This is a genomic window from Pseudomonas sp. NBRC 111133 (genome assembly GCF_001320605.1).
Classification (GTDB): Bacteria; Pseudomonadota; Gammaproteobacteria; order Pseudomonadales; family Pseudomonadaceae; genus Aquipseudomonas; species Aquipseudomonas monteilii.
Map to the genome: position 1 here is coordinate 12,808 of NZ_BCBJ01000001.1, position 18,471 is coordinate 31,278.

The following is an 18,471-nucleotide window of genomic DNA, read 5'->3' on the forward strand; positions in this document are numbered from 1 at the left end:
ATACTCACCGGCCTGCCAGTGGCTGGGTCAGCAGCTGCATGCGCTGGGCAATGGCCATGGCTGGCGCATCCGGACGGATCTTGCTCCAGCGTTTGCCCGCCACATCACCGGCAATCAACTGCGTCGAATGCTGCTCGGGGCTTGGCAGAAACTGGCCGATACGCCCGAGCACCAGGTCGACATTGGCCTTGTCCCCGGTCAGGAACAACCAGTTCGGCCCATCCACCCCCTGTTTCTCGGCAAACGCCTTGAGCGCCTGCGGGGTATCGTTAAGCGGGTCGCTGCTGATCGAGACGAAGGTCACCTGGCTGGCCAGCTGCGGCCCCATGGCCTCGCGCACTTCACGCAGTTTGCGGGTGATCAGCGGGCAGGCGTCGGTGCAGTGGGTGAAGATCACGTTGAGCATCACCACCTTGTCCTTGAGCACATCGCTGTAAAAACGCAGTTCGCGGCCGTTCTGGTCCTTCAGCACGGTGTCGGTGAACCAGGCCTGGGCATCGCGGGTGCCGCCGCCGCTGGTCATCGCCTGGGGCGCCGGCTGTGGCGCTGGCGCTTGCGGCGCATGGCCCTCGTGGGCGAACGCCACCGAGGCAAGGATATACAGGCAGCCACCCAGTACCAGCCAGTCGAACGCGCGCATGCCAGCGCGGCGGGAAGTGACAGTGCTCATGGTTGCACCTCGTGATGGTCGGCAATGGCCGTGCTCTTGGCATGCACACGGCGGGCGCTGAGGCGGTTGATTTCTTCGATCAGTACCGCCGGGTCGGTGAAACCGTAGTAACGCGTCCAGTGCCCGCTGCGCCCGTCACCGACCAGAATCAGCGGCGGGTGCTGACTGAGGTCGGCACTGAAGCTGCCCAGGCCCTTGAGGGTTTCGGTGATGGCGTACGGGGTTCCGGTCAGCCAGCTCCAGCCTGGCCCCTTCTGGAAGGCCTTGGCGTAGTCTTGCAGGCGCTTGGCGTCGTCACGCTGCGGGTCCACGCTGATCGACACCAGGTGGATTTCCTCGCCTACCCGGCCACCCAGTCGTTGCTGGACCTTGCCCATGATCGACGACACCACCGGGCACACCGTGGTGCAGCTGGTGTAGATGAAGCCCATCACGACCAGGTGATCACCTACCAGGTCTCTCTCCAGCCGCACCGGCATGCCGTCCTGGTTCAGCAGCGAAACGTCGGCAAAGCGCACGCTGGTCTTTTCCTGGCTCGCCGCCGGAGGCGGCTCGGCGTGGCCTTTGTGATCGTGTCCGGCGTGGGCCAGGGCCAGGTTGCTGGCCAGTGCCAGGCTCAGGGCCAACAGTGTGAAAGCAGGCTGGGTGTTCATCGCACATTCCTCACGTCAGTCTGGGAAGCGTTGGTCGCTGCAGCCGGCAGGACGCGCAGGCTGGTGTAGTTCTCTTCGGCAAACTTGCGCCCCAGCGAAGGCGACTGCACATGCAGGTACCAAGCGCCAGCCTCGGGCAGGGTCAGGGCCGCCTGGTACACGCCCTCGCCCACCTCCCGCAGTTGCAGGTTGCGGGGCATCGACGACGGCGCCAGGAAGTAGCGCAAGCTCAGGTCATTCAGGCCCAGCCGTGGCTGGCCGTCGTCGCCGACAATGCGAACGCGCGCGTTGATGGCGCTGTGCTGCGACAACGGCTGGTCCAGGCCAATGAACTCGGCATGCGCGCCCTTGCGCTTGCCGGTATTAGGGGCTTCGGCCACGTCGGTGCTGAAGCAGTGGATGATTTGCGGCTGGTTGAGCAGGAAGGCCACGTCGAACTTGCCGGCGGCAGGCAGCTTCACCGTCGAGCTGTATACCCCAGGCGCCACCTCGCGCAGGCTGCGGTCGACGACGAGGGCGGCGCGGGCCTGGTGGCCACGGTTGTTGTAACCGGACATCGGCGCGTTCATGCCTTCGGCGTAGAAGTAGGTGGTGTTGTCCACCGGGTTGACCACGAACACCGAATTGTCGTCACGCGATACCGACAACCCCTGGGCCAGCGGCAGGTCACCGGCCTGGCGCGGCGCCGCCGGGCCTGCCTCGAAGCCCTGGACAATGGGCGAGCGCCCCTCACCGAGGCTGGACAGGTTGATCATGGTCACCTTCGGCGAAGCCAGCCCACGCACGTAGGCATAACCCTTGGTGAAGGTGAGCTGGTACGGTTCGGCCGCCACCGGGATGTGGTGGATCAGCTTGTCGGTACTGGCGTCGATCACCAGCGCCTGGTTTTCCAGGGTGTTGAGCACGATGCCGTAACGGCCATCACTGCTGAAGCGCATGGGCCCCAGGCCCTGCTCGGCCTTGACCGTATGGCGCAGCTGGTGGCTGCGGGCATCGAACACTCGCACGCTGCCTTCCTCGCCATCGACCACGTACACCGCCTGGGACAGCGCCGAATAGCTGAACGACAGCGGGTGCGGGCCCACCTTGATGGTTTTGGTCAGGCGCATTTCCGGGATGTCGATCACACTCAGGGTGCCGCTGTCACGGTTGCTGACGTAGGCAAAGCGCGAGTCGGCGCTGAACGCGATTTCGTGGTGCCCGGTGCCGGTGTTGAAGCTTTTCAGGGTCGTGCGCCCCGGCACGTCGATCACCGTGACCCCACCCTTGGCCGGGTCACGGCTGTTGTTGCCCACCCACAGCCGGTGCTGATCAGGTTGCAGGGCCACACGCAACGGCTGGTCGCCAGCGTCCAGGTCGGCCACGCGGGTGAAGGTTTCGGTATCGATCACCGCCACCTTGCCACGCTCGGGGATCGACACGAATACCTGCTTATCGTCGCTGGTGGCCGCCCAGTCCATGGGCCGCCCGGGCAGGTCGATGCGCGCCATGGTGCTGGTCACGCCGCCCACCGAGACGGTGGGGTCGATCACCGTCAGGCTGGCGTCGTTGTTCAGCATCAACAGGAAGTAGCTGTTCAGGTCGAGCAGCGGTCGGGCACCGATGCTGCTCTTGAGAAACAGCGCAACCCGCGCCTTGCAGCTCAGGTCACGGTCGCCCACCGGGGCCGACTGCGCCGGGTCGATCCACGCCCCCGGCGCCATACCCGATAGCGGCTGGCCACTGGTCTGGTCGCTGAGTTTGAAGCGGATGTTGGCGAAGCCGCCTTCTTTCAGCTCGCCCCCGGCCAGCGGCCGGGCCTCGAACTCCACGGCTACGCCATCCCGGATGAGCCGGTGCGGGGCCTGCGGTTCGGCCGTTTCCTGCAACAGCTCGCGGGGATCGCACCAGAGCTTTTCATACGCCACGCCCAGGCCGATCAGTGCCACGCCCAGTACTACCCCCAAGTAAGCAGGGCGAGTCTTCTTGTTCATGCTCGCGCTCCCCTTCCGTCACTGCGCCGGGGCCGTTGCCGGCGGCGCTTCGTTGGTCACCCGCAAAATTCCCCACAACCCCGAAAGGTTGCCGTAGGCGGCGTAGTCGCGGAACAGGTAGTCACCCGCCACCGCGTTGGCACCGCCGGCACTGGGCAGCATGAAGCTGAAGTGTGCCGCTGGCAGTACGCTTTCCTGGGCGCCGATGTACATGGCCATCGGGTTGTAGCCGAAGCGCACCGAGCCGATGCCGGGCAGGCTCATCGGGTAGCCATCCGCGTCGCTCTTCTCGGCCTGGTAGTTGTGCAACGGCCACAGGTGCCCATCGAGCTGGTAGGTAATACCGCGGCTGCCACCACTGGGCATCAGCACATGGCTGCGCACAGGCTGGCCGGGCTTGGCATACATCACCGGGGTTTGCGGGTCACCGCCAACCAGGGCGTTGCTGTAGGCCATGTGCGCGTTGGGCACATCGGCCAAGCCGAAGCCGTCGGCATGGCCGAACGGTGCATCCGGCGCCAGGCCAAAGCGCAGCCACAGCGGTTCGGTCTTGTAGTTCATGGCCATGTTGCCGTTGTCTTTCGGGTCGCCCGGCACGCCGTTGCCTTCGGTGGCGATGCCTTCGACCGGGCGGCCGTCAGCCCAGCGCATGTTCATCGAGCGCTGCCACACCGTGACCAGGTCGCGGTAGTCAGGCTGACCGGTAACCTTGACGGTTGCCTGGGCCCGGCTGGCGGTGTCCTCGGTCCAGGTTGCGGTTTGCGGCAGAATGCTCATGCCACCCACCAGGCCTTTCTGCGGCTGCTTGATGAAGTCCGACGGCGTCAGGTTCAGACCACCGAACTCGATTGCCGTGGTGTTGATGTTGTCCACCGTGCGGCCCAGTTGCAGCACCGGTTTGCCTTCGCGCTCCAGGTGGCCGGCGTAGTATTGGTACACCCGGCTTGGGTAGGCTCCGCTGTTGCCCGCCCGGGGTGGTACGGTCTGCACCGGGTTGGCACCCACGTTGGCACCGTCGGACTTGGTGATGTCGTAGGCCAGCAACTGGGCGTGCAGGCCCACATGGCTGGACGGCCGCATCAGGTTGTTGTTGAAGGCGGTGGCCCCTTCGCTGTCGAAGCGGTCACGCTTGACCACGTTCTGCATCACGGCCGTGCTTGGCAGGTCTGGCATCACCAGGGGCAGGCGGTTTTCCAGGGTGATGCTGATGCAGTCGCCCGCGTTGGCGCGCAGCACCAGCGGCTCCACCGGTACGCCAGCCTTGAGCTTGCCGGTAGTGGTGTCCAGGTCGGCCTTGCGCACGTACAGCACGGCGGTCGGGTCATGCAGCGGGGCGCTGTGGCCGCCGACGGTGAAGGTGGTGCCGTCCTCTTCATCCACCACCGTGACCTGCGGGATGCTGGTTTTGCGGCTGTTGAACACCAGCGTGCCGCCATTGGCCTTCAATGGCCCGCCGACATGCTGGCCCGCACCGGCCGGGTCGTTAATGCTGACGCCGTTGCGGTTCTCAAGGATGTCGTTGGCCAGCGCCGCGACAATCTCGTAGCTGCGTTTGACCGTGGTGCGGGTACCGATGCCGTTGGGGTTGGCCGTGGTTTTCGGGCAGATACCGTCAAAGTTCACGGTATTGCGCATGGCCACCGGCTGGGTGTTGTTCGGCAACGGGAACAGGTCGGCGCGTTGGGCGGTGTAGTTGCGCATCACCCCCCAGATACCGTTCCAGTAGCCTTCCAGCGCCGCGTCCATGGAGTACAGGTAATCACCATTGGTAGCGGCGGAGCTGGAAATCATCGACACCGGTGCCATGAAGCCCATCTGTTCGGAGATACCGATCATCTGCGAGGCCTTCCAGCCCGAGCTGGAGCTGTTACCGAAGCCCGAGCCATTCTGCAGCCACTTCACACCGTGCAGGGTGACGTTGTGCTCCTCTTCATGGCCACCGGCGTGCAGGCGCAGGCGCACGTTGTCGCCAGAGTAGGTGCGCAGCATGGGCGTGAACGGGTCGCCCGGTTCGCTGCCGGCCTTGTTGATGTGCGGTGGGAACAGCGTGGTCCCACCGGTTGGGCCAACGGCCGAGGTGATCGCCGACGGCGCCATGTTCATGGCCGGGATCGCACGGTCGGTACGGCTTTGCAAGGCATAGCTCAGGTCGCCGGCCAGGCCGTCCGCCTGCATGCCGCGTTTGCCGTCGGGGCCGACCTTGTTCGGGTCGAACACGCGCAGAGCCAGCGGCTCGTTGCGGTAGTTGACGACGAACATGCCCGGGTCATCCACCGAAATCGCCTGCGGGCAAGGCCGGCTTGGACAACCAGGGGCCAGGCCACCGCGCGATTCGACCACCGATTCCAGCAGGTTGGATGCCTTCTGCCGGACTGGCGGGTTGATGGCATAGCGGAAGCTGTCGGCCGTGGCCGGGTAGGACTGGCCATTGGGGATGCCGTCCGGGCCTGCGCCCACGTACACACCGGCTTCATAGGCGTGCTGGAAGTCGCTGTACTCCAGGAAGAACTCACGGTAGCTGTCGTTCTTGCCATCGCCATCGTGGTCGCCCGTCTTGATTACCGCTTGCCACGAAGTCGGCCCACCGTCCTGGCGTGTAGCCGGGTTGTACAGCTGTTCGCCGGTTTCGGCGTGGTACCAGGTAGAGCCGGCCGGCTCGGCCAGCACGGTGGCATACAGCCCCAATTGCTGGTGGGTCGATGGGCCGAGGTGGTCGTGGGTAAAGATGGTGCCCAGGCCACGGTCGACGTTGTTCACGTTCACCAACGGGTCTGCGAACCAGCGCTGCATGGCTGTGCGCGCGCCCAGCCAGTCGGCCCGGCCGAAGCGGCCGAAGAACGGGTGCTGCTTGGCTTGCGGGCAGGCGGCGGTGCCGTCGCGGCTGTCGCCCTCGGTGCAGCCGTTGTAGGCCCGTATGGCGTGCACACGCTCCACCACGCTACCGGGCGAGAGAACGCCGTCTTCGTAGTTCCAGCCGTTGGCCGAGCCGTCGGCGGCGGTCAGGTCCCACTTGGGCAGGTGGATGTGCTGGCCGATCACGTCGGTAGGGGTGCGTACCTGGTAGTCGTCCATTTCATAGAACGACGGGATCAGGTTGGTGTGGGTGTACATGGTGCAGTCGAAGGTGTTCATGCGCATCACCAGCGGTTCTGGCGGGCGCTGCTTGGTGATGACTGGCCAGGCGTCTTCCCACAGCGCCAGGATGCGCGCCTGCGGGAAGTGATAGCCGACCTTGTTGTACACCGCGTCGAACTGGATGTTGGCGCCCTTGTAGATGCGCGGGCGGTCGGCGGTGAAGGTGGACGAACCCCGGAAGTTCATGCCGGTGAGGCTCTCGCCGCTGACAAACTCGCCTACCCCCGAGGTTTGCGTCAGACGCTTGCCGCGGTCGTCCATGCAAGGTTCGTAGAACGGGGCGCCGGCCGTGGGCAAGGCACCGTTGGTGCGGAACGCCTTGGCAACGGGTTGGCTGCCGGGCACCAGGGCAAAGCTTGGGTGCTCGGCCTTGGCGTGGAACTGCATGGCGGCCTGTTCGACATCGGTGCCTTCTTCCGGCAGGTAGATGGGCTTGGCCTTGTGCACCACCTTGGAGAAGTCCAGCTTGGTAGTGGTGGTGACTGCTTCACCGCCTGCAGACACGCCGTCCAGCGCGTGCCGGCCCAGGCCGCCATCCCAGCCATCGACCTGGTTGGGGTCCAGGTTTGCCCACAGGGCTTTGCCGCTGTCTTTCAGCTGCCGGGCCAGGGCCGGGTCGAGCATGTCCAGTGGCGGGGTTGGCGGGCGGTTGCCCACGCTGCTTTCCATGCCGCCGATCCAGAACGGATAGCCTGGGTTTTTCAGCGTGCCATCGGCGTTGCGGTTGGCATCGGTGCGGTCGACCAGTGCCAGCGAACCGACTGCCTTGCGCGCTGGCGTTTCATTGGCGTGATCGTCGTCGCCTTCTTCTTCGTCGTCATCGTCATTGGCAGCGACCAGTTCTTCAGACAGTTTGGGCACCACCACCACTTTGCCCGGCATCGGCGCCATGGCCTTGCCGGGCAGCGGCACGATAGCCGGAATCGGCGTACCGGCGACGATCTCGCCATCAGGCAACGCCCGGGCGCCAACGGCCGGCTTTCCGCTGCGCAGGGCGAACGGCGTGCTGTGGAAGCCATTTTCGCCCTGCCCGCTCACCTCCAGCCGGGTGCCTTCCTCGAACACGTCATGTACCCGCCACATGGCCCACATGCCCTGGGCGAAGTGCGGGTAGAAGTGGCAGTGGTAAATCGCGTCGCCCGCCACCCGGTTGCGGTTACCCGAACCGCCGTTGGCGATTTCGTAGGTGTAACCAATGCCCGGGCCGATGCCTTGGGCGTCGATGTAGTCGGAGTTGTCGTCGTTGGGGTTGAACAGCCACTGGTGGCCATGCAGGTGGAAAATGTGCTGTTCGTGGCCATTGTGGGTGTTGCGGAACTTGGTGAAGTCGCCAATGTAGCTGTGGTGCACGTTGGCGGGTTCTGCCGGGTACAGGGCCATGTTGGCCTTGACGCCGACGGCGCTGGCCGGCGGCGTTTCGCCTGGGCGAATGTTTTCCAGGCCGACGTTGGCTGGCACGTCCACGAGGGTGCCGATATCGCCTACGGTGTGGGCACTGAGGAAGAACTCCTCGTACGCGCACGACAGGCAGTCGTGCATCGGCCCCACGCCCAGGCGGTTGGCGACCACTTCAGCGCCCATGCCGCCAGAACCGTAGTTGATCATGAACGAATCGCGGGTCGGCTCCAGCACATGGCCCATCACCGGGTCCGCCCAGTAGCCCGGGAAGGCTTGGGTGGCGGCGACCTCATCGGCAAACTGCGAGGCGAAGTCGCGGAACGCTTCCAGCCGGTTGGGCAGTGCCGGGTTGCGCTTGTTGACGCTCTCCAGCGGGTAGGTCGAACGCGGGAAGCTGCCATCGGGGTTCGGCCCCATGACGATGGCGTCGGTTTCGCTGTTGAGGATTTCATTGCCGTCGACCATGGCAATGATCGGCTTGCCGGCCTTGCCCTCAGTGAGCCACGGTTCGGCCTGCGGGTAGCGGGCCTGGTAATCGATCACCGGCTGGCCGGTGGCGGTGCGGCCGGTGGTGGCCAGGCGCATTTCTTCTTCGGTCAGGGTATTGCGGTAGGTTCGCCCACCTTTGGGTACAACCACCACCTGGCCAAACAGGCCGTTGGCAACGTTACCCGCCCCGCCCTGGCCGCCAAAGGTCGCGCCCTGGCTGGTGGCCGCAAAGGCCCCTTCACGCTCGGCGTACAGGGTGTAGCTGCGGGTGTTGCCGGGCGACACCAAGAAGTTGCCATTGCGGCCAGTGTTGGCGGCGATGTCGCCAATGCTGTTGACCGCCTGCATGCCGTTTACCTGGAAGCCGACATGCCGGTCATTGACCTGCTCGTCGGCAACGAAATGTTCACCACCTTCGTTTTCGACCTCGGTTTCCGGGCCTTCCTCCTCGCCTTCGACCTCGTTTTCTTCGGGGTCGATACCGTGCTTGTTGGGGTTGGCCTGGTACGCCAGCAGGTTGGTCAGGTTGACCGTGAGGCAGTCACCGGCGGCCACCCGCAGCACGATCGGCCGTGGGCGCTTGTCCGGGCGCAAGGTGACCTTGCCCGGGACAGCGGCCCCGCCCTTGCTGAGGGGGACCTGCTTGTCGTCCACCACATCTTCACGAAGGGCGAACATCATGCCGTTGGCGTTTTGTGCGCCAAGGCGGTTGAACATCAGGGGCTGGTCCAGCGCCACCACGTTGGCGACCAAGGTGCGCTGGCACTGCACGGCCGCCTCGCTGGTCGTTTCCCAGCCGAGCAGGGCCAGAACGAGTGATGACAGAAGGGGGCCTTTGCGTGGCGTAGACATGCTGCACCTCCGGGGCACGGGGACTCTGCGCAGGTGTGGAGCAAGGTGTGTGCCAGAAGAATATTTATATTCTTTTCAGTTAGTTACGGTAGCAACCGAAACAGATTGGGGAGGATCACCCGGCAGCAGTCCCCCGAATTGGGGGTATCTCGCTGAATTTCTTGAAGACGACGTGATCACTGTGGGAACGGGCATACCGTCACGCTGATCATGGTGTGGGTAAACCGTGAGTCGAACACGGCCAGGCTCATCAGCCCGTGCTGCATAATCGGCCGTACCTTGTTCCAGGCCTTGGTTGAGTGGAGGTCGAAGTCATCGATATTGCGATGCATACGGTCCCGCGCCTCGGCAATGGAGGCATTGGCCTTGTGCTGCAACTGGCGCAAGTGGGCACTCTGCAGGGCGTAGTACTCGCCCAGCTTCATCTTCACTTCCAGCTCGATCAGGTGCACGCCGTTGTACAGATACTGCGTCGCACTGTTCAGGTGCCGCACGGCGTTCTGAATACCGGGCGACATGCAGGGCGCAAGGCGTTGGCTGGCGGCGTTAAGGGCCCGCTGGATTTCGGCACGCGCGTTCTTGTCGATGTAACCCTGAAACTCGATTTCCTGCTGGTCATACTCCGCCTGGAACGCTGCCCGTTTCGCTTCGTCGTAGCGTTCCTCAAGCCGCTCGTCACGCTCCAACTGTGCCCGCTCCACCAACCGCTGGCGCTCCACCGTCAGGTCGGTGAACACCGGTGGTCCGTCGCCGGTCACGGGCTCCAGCGATAGCACCTTCTGCGCCGCCCACTCCCGGTGCATAGCACGAATGACATGCAGGAGCTGCGAGGTTTGCAGCTGGTAGGCCCGCATGGGGTCTTCGCGCCAGACCTAACGCCTCACCACCCAGTTCAAGCGCTGGTGGTTGAACTCCTGAATCAGGCCAACGGTGTCGTCAAGCACCACCGCCAGCACACCGTTCTCCAGCGTGGGCCGGTTCATCGCGTTGACCAGGTATCCCTTCAAGGCAAACCGGCGCAGCCAGCGGGTACGGAAGCCATGCGCACTGTCGAACGGCGAGCACCCATACTGCGCGTATTCGAGAACATCCTTGTCGACCTGCAAGTTGTCGGGCGTCATGGCGATGCCCAGCAACTCGGGATTGTGACGCGCCTGAGTCAGGTCTCCCCCTTCGAAGCGATGGGCAGGCGCCTGGCCCTGCTTGGAGGCATTCAACACACTCACCGGCCAAGGGTCGCTGGAGAAGGCCAGCCAGGCGCTGCCATAGCGGTCGGTGTCGATGTTGAGGAAGGACGAGGGAATGTCGTGGTTTTCATTCACGCATTTTCGGGCAGCGATGCGGGGAGGCTCTCTGACGACTCGTAGGGGTTGAAGCGGCGCAGATGGCCCTGCTCGCTCACTTCGTAGGCATGCCAGACCTGCTGGTCGAGCAGCACGTACAGGTGCGCCTCGAAATAGCGAGCAAGCAACAGAGGGGTATCGGTTGGGCCGGGCATGAAGGGGGCCTTGTCTTCCAGCGTGCTGAAGACGGGAACACTATCGGGGAATCAGTTCTTCAAAGAGTCTGGGACTTCCTAAACAGCTGTAGAATCTGTCTCTTCGAAAAATTACCAGACATTTCCTGGGCAACATCTTGATAAATGCTGGCCTCATGCAGTGGTCGTCAGCAAGTTACATCCCCATTGAGAGCAACTGTATTGCACAAAACCGGAAAGCTGGCGCGATCGCTGTGGGAGGGTCGTACCCGCTTCCACAGCGATCGCGCCAGCTTCCCTTCAGCCGACCAGACCGCGTACGCAGAAATACAGAATCGAAGGCCCCATCAAGCACCCCAACCCGGTATGGAAGGTAGCCGTCAACGCCCCATACGGCACCAACCGCCGGTCCGTCGCCGCCAGCCCCGCCGTCACCCCCGACACGGTCCCCGCCAAGCCACCAAACACCATCGCCGAACGCGGGTTATCCAGCGCCAACAGGCTCGCCGACACCGGTGTGAACACCATCACCAGGATCGCCTTGATCAGCCCGGTAGCAATCGAAAGCGCCATCACATCCGAGCTCGCCCCCAGCGCCGCCCCGGTCACGGGCCCGACGATATAGGTCACCGCGCCCGCGCCGATGGTGGTCATACTCACCGCATCGCGGTAGCCGAAGGCATAGGCCACCGCCGCGCCGACAATGAACGGCAGCACCGTGCCCAGCAACAACGCCACCGCGCCAATCATTCCCGCCTTGCGCGCCTCGGTGGCCTGCACTTCGAAGGCCGTGGCAACGATGGCGAAGTCGCGCAGCATGGCTCCGCCCATCAGGCCGATACCGGAGAACAGCGCCATGTCGGCCAGGCCCTTCTGCCCCCCGGTGACGGTGCCGCCTACCCAGGCCAGCACCAGGCCAATGACGATGGCGATGGCCGAGCCGTGCACCCGGCCGAAGGTGAGGTACTTCGACAGCACGACCGACAGCCACATGATGGCGCCCACCACGGCAAAAGCGGTGATCAGGCCGTTGTGTTCCAAGGAATTTTCAATGATCGGCCACATGTTCAACGACCTCCTGCAGGGGCAACCTGCGCGTTGGTTTCGGGGCTGGCATCAAGCGCGGGCAATGGCTCACCCCGATGGCTGCGGCTGATCAGAGCGATGGTCAAACCGCACACCAGTACCGCGCCTACGGCGGCCAGCAGCGCCACCGGCCCGCCGTGCAGGGCGGTGACCACGTTCTGCTGGGCCGCCATGGCCACCACGACCGGGATGTACATCGCGCCCCAGAAGCCCACCCCGAATTCACATTCCTTGCTCATGCCGCCGTTGCGGTGCATGTACAGCCGTGCGCAGATCAGCAGGATCATGGCGATGCCAACCCCGCCCACATTGGATTTGACGCCCAGCAGCACGCCCAGGAAATCGCCGACGATAACGCCGGCCAGCGTGCAGACCGCCAGCAGTGCCACACCATAGATAATCATTGTTGTTGTCCTCAGGTAGTGTCGAAGTTGCTTGTTGTTGTTCTTCGTAAACACACATTGATGCGGCTATCTCGATCACTGTGGGAGCGGGCTTGCCCGCGAAGCAGACGATGCGGTGGATGGCACGGGCTTCGCCCGTGCTCGCGGGCAAGCCCGCTCCCACAAGGACCGCGCAAGCTTCCAGATCTTGAACAAGACCGTTTTCAGATTGACCGTGCCAGCAGACTGCCTCTTCATCGGTTCTTGGCCACCTCCTGGCGCAGCAGCGCATCCAGGGTGTCCCAACGGGTACCTTCCACCGCCACCACCCTGCCCTGCTCAAACACGGGCCGGGCCAGCCCGCTGAGCACGCTGCCGGGTGGCATCTCAAGGTGCAGGCGCACGCCGCGTTCATAGGCATTGCGCAACGTAGCACGCCAGTCGACCACCCGCGCCATGTTGCCGGCCAGGTCGTCACGCAGGCGCTGAGGGTCGAACACAGGGCGTGCACTGCTGCCACTGAGGTACGTAATGCATGGTCGTTGCAGCTCGACCGTGGCAAAAGCATCGGCCAGCGCCGCAGCCGGGCCATCCAGCAACGGGCAATGCGACGGCACACTGACTGCCAGACACCTCGCCACGCCCTGGCCCTGCCGGCGAGCCCTGGCGGCCACCTCAGCCATCGCCGTATCGCTACCGGCAATCACAATCTGGTTTTCACTGTTGAGGTTGGCGACGTATACCTCACCACCCACTTCGATCAGCAGGCGCTCGACGGTGGCCAGGTCCAGGCCGCTTAGCGCGGTCATGCCGTAACCTTTCGGATAGGCACCTTGCATCAGTTCGCCACGCAAGGCGACCAGGCGCACGGCATCGGCAAAGCTCAAGGCACCCGCCACGACCGCTGCAGGGTAAGCACCAATCGACAAGCCCGCCACATAATCCGGTGCCGGGCTGCGTTGCATCAACCAGCGCGCCCAGGCCACGCCACTCAGCAGCAGGCACAGCTGCACGGCGCGGGTGTTATGCAGGGCTTGCTGGCTGTCCATCTCCAGCACCTGCTGGCCGAGGACATCACTGGCCTCTTCCAGCAGTTGCCCGCAACCTTCAGGCAGGCGTTGCAGCATGCTCACCTGCTGGGCACCCTGGCCGGGGAAGGCGAACAGGCTGCTCATGCGGCACGCTCCATCACGGCCCAAGGGTCGCTGACCAGGCGCGGGCCATGGGGCGACTTGAGCAGCACGCGGGGCGTAAAGCTGGCCCACTCGCGCAGGGCGACCGCACCCGCCGGGGTTTCCAGTTGTACATCGATACGGCACGGCGCGCAGTCGAGAATATCCAGCAGCTCCCGCGCCTGGGCGCGGGCCAGCGGTCGTGGCGTGCGCAGCAGCAGGTCCAGGTCACTGTCGGCGTGTACCACTTCACTGCCGGTCGCAAGCTGGTACCCCACCCCACCCGTCGGCCCCCAGGGCAAGCCACGGGCCTGCAGTACCGGGGTGACCGAAGCCAGTGCCTGCACTGCAGGCCATGGGCTTTGCTCATGCACGCGCAATGCTTCAGGGCCTTGATGACGCTGGATATCGGTCAGGCGCATCAAGGCACCCAACCGCTGCGCCCGGCCGGGACCGCGAAGCCCAACCGCCACCCAGCCCGCTTCACAGGTGGCACGGCGCACCACCACCGGCTGACCGCTTGCCAACACCTCCAGCGCCCACTGCGGCGCGTCCGTGGGTAAGCCCGACACAGGCATCCCCCACAGCAGGTCGTGCGGCCTTGGCGCATTCATCTCAAGCGCCCTGCCACTGGCGGCGCAGCTGTTCGCGCACCTGGCGCGAAGCACTGCGGTTTTCCCCCGCTAGCCGCGACGACAGGTCAGTCGAGCTACCAATATCGCGTACCGCTTCGGCCAGGCAGGCACGCACCTGCACAATGTCGGCGCTGCGCGGCGCCTCGGCGTTGTCCACGGTCAGGCGGCGCCACAGCAGGCCCAGCGAGGCGTAACTATCCAGGTCGTAGGCCATGGGCGGCACTTCGGCGGCCAGGGTCTCCAGTTGCTCGACGCTGCGCAGGGTAATCCGCGCCGCCGCCGCCTTGCCCATTGCATGTACCATCACGCCTTCATCGTCCAGAGCAATCAGGCGCTGGGCCTGATAGCCATGAGCCAGGAAGGCACCGGACATGGCCTTGCCAACCAGCAAACCGATTATCGGGTGCCCGGCCAGCCGCGCCTGGGCATAGGCCTGCACGGCACCGGCCAAGGCCTGATGGATACCCAAGGCCTCCTCACGGCGGCCATAGGCCTGGCTGGGTACATCGATCACCGCGACAATAGCCCGCTTCTGCCCGTTGCGGTCAGCCGCCACCACCTCGCTCACGGCCTTGGCCAGGCCCCAGCCTTCCAGCAGGCCGACCTCGCCCGAGCGGGCGCGGGGGAATGGGTTTTCAGCATCAGGCACCACGGCGATGAAGCGGGCCAGGCGGTTGTCCAGTTCGCCATCGATCACCCTCAACGACGCTGGGTAACCGGGCAACGCTTGCCCGCCGGCCAGGCCCGGCAACCAGTTCATGGCACGGTTCATTGGGCTTCTCCTTGATAAAGGGCGCGTACGGCAGCGGCATCCAGTTGCGGGCAGTCATCGCCCAGCCGGGCCAGCCTGCCCAGGAACCAGGCATGCTGGCTGGCGCGATCTGTGGAAGGTGCGTCCAGCAGTTGCAGCAAGCGTTCGCGCAGCGCATCGGTGTCGTCGGCCACATAGCCGTCCACCAATCCGCTTGCATGGCGCTGTTCGCCACCGGTCAGGCTCCAGATGAAGGGGCGGTCCTTGGCGTCGTACTCGCCGATGCCGGCTTCCTGCTCGATCACCTGCGGGCCGTTGAGGCCCAGGCGGGCTTCGCGGGTAACCAGCAGGTGGCTGCACAGGCCAGCGGCGATGGACATACCACCAAAGCAGCCGACCGAACCTGCGATCAAGCCGATCACAGGTTGCCAGGCCCGCAGTTCGACAATAGCGGCCTGAATCTCGGCAATGGCTGCCAGGCCCAGGTTGGCCTCTTGCAGGCGCACCCCGCCCGTTTCCAGCAGCAACACGGCGCACGTGGGGATGCCGTTGCGGTTATCTTCGATGGCCAGCTCCAATGCGCCGGCGATTTTGGCACCGCCCACCTCGCCCATGCTGCCGCCCTGGAAGCCGCCTTCGATGGCGGCTACCACCGTTTGGCGCTCGTTCAGCCGGCCCTTGGCGATCACCACCCCATCATCGGCCTGGGGCACGATGCCCTGGCGCGGCAACCAGGGTGACATCAGCCGATCGAACGGCCCCAGCAATTCACGGAAGCTGCCCGGGTCGAGCACGGCACGCGCCCGTTGGCGGGCGCCCAGTTCGACAAAGCTGCGGCTTTGCAGCAGGCGTTCAGTGTCAGTCATGGGCAATCTCCTCGAAGCCTTGCTCAAGGCGCAGGCGCACCACGCCAGGGGTGGCGCCGAAGTCATGGATATCGATGTTCACGGCCGGCCAGGCGCGGCCCTCGAACAGGTGCTGGAACAGATGCGCCCAGCGGGCAGCACTGCCGTTGACCGAGGTGACCACCTGGATGTTCAGGCTCCCGGCAGTGCCAGGCTCGATCAGTACTTCCAGGTCGCCAGAGCTGACGCAGCCCACCCGCGTGCGACCGCGCCCCGGTTCGGCGGCGGGAAATTGAAAATTCAGGGTTTCCATGTCACAGGCTCCCGGCTTTGTCGAAGAACAGGCAGGCGGCCAGCAAGTCGGCGGCGCCGCCCGGTGAGGCGTTCAGGTGCAGCAGGTGCTGGTCCAGCTGGCGCAGTTGCCGGCGCCCGGCCAGGGTAGCGCTGCCGCCTTCGGCCAGTACGGCCAGCGCGCCCTGCTGCACGGTGGCCAGGCCGGCTGGGCCGCTGCGCCAGAGCACGCAGGTGTCGCTAAGCACGGCCATGATCGCCAGCAGCGCGTCAAGCCGGGCATGTTGCTCGCTGGCACCGGCGGCGCGGCTGCGTTGCAGTTGTGGCAGGCCGTGGCCGATGACGGCGGGGAAGCCTTGTTGCGCCTGCTCACGGGCGCCGCCGGCGCCGTAGCGGCGGCGGACCTGCTGGCCATGGCTGTCTTGCGGGACCAAGACCGGGTCGTCCAGCAAGGCGAGGCGCCCGGCGCGGGCGGCCAGGGTGCTGGCGTCGGCCTGGGTATCAAGGGCTGTGGCCGCTACCAGCAGGCCCAGTGCCCAGATGGCGCCGCGGTGGGTGTTTACCCCGCCAGTGGTGGCGAGCATGGCAGCCTCGCCTTCGCGGCCGAGCTGGCCGAGCGAGGCGCGCAGGGGTTGGCTGATTTCGCCGAAGGTTTGGGCAGCTTCGGCCATTTGCCGCAGGCAGGGCCACAGTGACAGCGCCGAGGCGTGCATCAGGGCCAGCGACATGTCGGGGTGGGTGCCGTTGCTGCGGCGGTCGACCAGGCCGGGTTTGGGGGACAGGTCGGCTTCGTCGATCAGGGCTTCTACGGCCAGGTCGGCCAGGTGATCTGCCATTGGGATTTCGGTTGCCTGAGCGGGCCTCTTCGCGGGCAAGCCCGCTTCCACAGAGACAGCGATAGTTTCGAGAATCAGGTTGTGTGCGTTCATCACCAGCTCCTGAACCGTGCAGGCGGGTTGTAGAGGCCGCCGGACCACTCGACCAGGTCGGCGATGCTGCGCGCGGCCAGCAGTTCGCGGCTGGCGTCGGTGCGGCGGATGCCGAGGTCTTCGGGCAAGGCGATCAGGCCCTGTTGGCGCATGCGCAAGGTGTCTTTCGGGTCATGCCGCAGGCCGATGGCGGTGACCCCGGCCACGGCGGCAATCATCCGCTGGCGTTCTTCCAGGCTGCGGGCCTTGTACAGGTAGGCAATGCCCTCCTCGGTCAGCAAGTGGGTGACGTCGTCGCCATAGATCATTACCGGTGCCAACGGCATACCGGCTTTCTTGGCCACTTCCACGGCATCGAGGGTTTCCACGAAGGTGGGCTTGCCGCCTTCCTGATAGGTCTCGACCATTTGCACCACCAGCTTGCGGCCGCGTTCGAGCATGGTGTCCGGCACCGTCATGTCGAGCCAGGCCGGGGTGGCGTGGCGTCGGCCGCGCGGGTCGTGGCCCATGTTCGGTGCACCGCCAAAACCGGCCAGGCGGCCGCGGGTGACGGTGGAGGAATGGCCATCGCCATCCACCTGCAACGTGGCGCCGATGAACAGGTCGACCGCGTACTGCCCCGCCAGCTGGCACATCATGCGGTTGGAACGCATCGAGCCATCCCGCCCGGTGAAGAACACGTCCGGGCGCTGGGCGATGTAGCCCTCCATGCCCAGCTCGGTGCCGAAGCAATGCACGCTTTGCACCCAGCCGGTCTCGATAGCCGGAATCAAGGTTGGGTGCGGGTTGAGCGTCCAGTTGCGGCAGATCCTGCCCTTCAGCCCCAGGGACTCGCCATAGGTGGGCAGGATCAGTTCGATGGCGGCGGTGTTGAAGCCAATGCCATGGTTCAGCGACTGCACCTGGTGTTTTTCATAAATGCCACGAATGGCCATCATCGCCATCAGCACATGCACCGGCTTGATATGGCGCGGGTCGCGGGTGAACAGCGGCTCTATGTAGAAGGGCTGGTCGGCGACCACCACGAAATCGACCCAGGAGGCCGGGATGTCGACCCGTGGCAGGTCGTCCACCCGGTCCACCAGTTGGTTGACCTGGGCAATGACGATGCCGTCGCTGAAGGCGGCCGGCTCTACCAGTGCCGGCGTGTCTTCGGTGCTGGCGCCGGTGTACAGGTTACCGTCGCGGTCGGCCATGAAGCCGGCCACCAGGGTAACATTGGGAATCAGGTCGACCAGCAGCCGCGAGTAAAGCTCGATGTAGGTGTGGATGGCGCCGACTTCGAGCAGGCCATCTTCCAGCAGTTGGCCGATGCGCAGGCTCTGCGGGCCGGCAAAGGAAAAGTCGAGCTTGCGGGCGATACCGCGTTCGAACAGGTCCAGGTGCTCGGCACGGCTAACGCTGGGCATGATCATGTGCAGGTCGTGCAGGCGCCCGGGGTCGACCTTGGCCAGCGAGCGTGAGAGGAAGTCCGCCTGCTTCTGGTTGTTGCCTTCCAGCACCACCCGGTCGCCGGGGGCCAGCAACAGTTCCAGGGCTTCGACCATACGTTCGGTGGGCAGCACCACGCCGTCGGCGAGGTGGCGTACCCGATCAAGGCGGCGCTGCTTTTCGGCACGCCGCCGCGACCATTGCGGCGGTGGATTCTGCGTTATTGTCATGGTGACTCCACGGGTTCGCTGTCGTGGGGTCAACTTAGGGCTGTGCTGCCTGACGGATCAATCAAGCTACC

At 65.0% G+C, this 18,471-nt stretch carries 13 protein-coding genes and 1 pseudogene; all 14 read right to left on the reverse strand.

Annotated elements, in window-relative coordinates; genetic code table 11:
* Positions 1-4: 4 nt before the first annotated feature.
* The 14 genes and pseudogenes from APH36_RS00085 to mdcA all read right to left on the reverse strand — a co-directional run bounded on the left by APH36_RS00085 (position 5) and on the right by mdcA (position 18,400).
* Positions 5-670, reverse strand: coding sequence for an SCO family protein (locus APH36_RS00085; protein ID WP_060496928.1), 666 nt, complete (start codon positions 668-670; stop codon positions 5-7).
* Positions 667-1,323, reverse strand: a complete 657-nt coding sequence (locus APH36_RS00090; RefSeq protein WP_060496929.1) for an SCO family protein — start codon at positions 1,321-1,323, stop codon at positions 667-669. Before APH36_RS00090 ends, APH36_RS00085 begins: the two co-directional genes overlap by 4 nt.
* Positions 1,320-3,296 carry a cytochrome D1 domain-containing protein gene (locus APH36_RS00095; RefSeq protein WP_060496930.1) on the reverse strand — a complete coding sequence of 659 codons (1,977 nt, stop codon included), beginning with the start codon at positions 3,294-3,296 and terminating at the stop codon, positions 1,320-1,322. Before APH36_RS00095 ends, APH36_RS00090 begins: the two co-directional genes overlap by 4 nt.
* Positions 3,297-3,314: 18 nt before the next feature.
* Positions 3,315-9,170, reverse strand: coding sequence for a manganese-oxidizing multicopper oxidase MnxG (gene mnxG, locus APH36_RS00100; protein WP_060496931.1), 5,856 nt, complete (start codon positions 9,168-9,170; stop codon positions 3,315-3,317).
* 194 nt (positions 9,171-9,364) lie between these two features.
* Positions 9,365-10,617: pseudogene (locus APH36_RS32435) on the reverse strand (T6SS effector BTH_I2691 family protein); the annotation flags it as partial.
* A 330-nt stretch (positions 10,618-10,947) separates the two neighbouring features.
* On the reverse strand, positions 10,948-11,712 hold the full coding sequence (gene madM / locus APH36_RS00120; RefSeq protein ID WP_060496935.1) for a malonate transporter subunit MadM: 765 nt from the start codon (positions 11,710-11,712) through the stop codon (positions 10,948-10,950).
* Positions 11,713-11,714: 2 nt separating this feature from the next.
* A complete protein-coding gene (gene madL / locus APH36_RS00125) occupies positions 11,715-12,137 on the reverse strand; it encodes a malonate transporter subunit MadL (RefSeq protein ID WP_060496936.1) in 423 nt (140 codons plus the stop codon).
* A 233-nt stretch (positions 12,138-12,370) separates the two neighbouring features.
* Entirely contained in the window at positions 12,371-13,291 is a 921-nt protein-coding gene (mdcH, locus tag APH36_RS00130) for a malonate decarboxylase subunit epsilon (protein WP_060496937.1), read from the reverse strand.
* Entirely contained in the window at positions 13,288-13,902 is a 615-nt protein-coding gene (locus APH36_RS00135) for a malonate decarboxylase holo-ACP synthase (protein ID WP_060496938.1), read from the reverse strand. Before APH36_RS00135 ends, mdcH begins: the two co-directional genes overlap by 4 nt.
* 1 nt (position 13,903) lies before the next feature.
* Entirely contained in the window at positions 13,904-14,695 is a 792-nt protein-coding gene (gene mdcE, locus APH36_RS00140) for a biotin-independent malonate decarboxylase subunit gamma (RefSeq protein ID WP_060496939.1), read from the reverse strand.
* The gene (locus tag APH36_RS00145) at positions 14,692-15,540 is read right to left on the reverse strand and encodes a biotin-independent malonate decarboxylase subunit beta (RefSeq protein WP_060496940.1); all 849 of its coding nucleotides are present in this window, start codon (positions 15,538-15,540) and stop codon (positions 14,692-14,694) included. The genes mdcE and APH36_RS00145 overlap by 4 nt, the downstream gene beginning before the upstream one ends.
* Positions 15,533-15,832 carry a malonate decarboxylase subunit delta gene (locus tag APH36_RS00150; protein ID WP_060496941.1) on the reverse strand — a complete coding sequence of 100 codons (300 nt, stop codon included), beginning with the start codon at positions 15,830-15,832 and terminating at the stop codon, positions 15,533-15,535. Before APH36_RS00150 ends, APH36_RS00145 begins: the two co-directional genes overlap by 8 nt.
* 1 nt (position 15,833) lies before the next feature.
* Positions 15,834-16,739, reverse strand: coding sequence for a triphosphoribosyl-dephospho-CoA synthase (locus APH36_RS00155; RefSeq protein ID WP_060496942.1), 906 nt, complete (start codon positions 16,737-16,739; stop codon positions 15,834-15,836).
* Complete coding sequence (mdcA, locus tag APH36_RS00160; protein WP_060496943.1) at positions 16,739-18,400, reverse strand: malonate decarboxylase subunit alpha; 1,662 nt, start codon at positions 18,398-18,400, stop codon at positions 16,739-16,741. Before mdcA ends, APH36_RS00155 begins: the two co-directional genes overlap by 1 nt.
* Positions 18,401-18,471 lie beyond the last annotated feature (71 nt).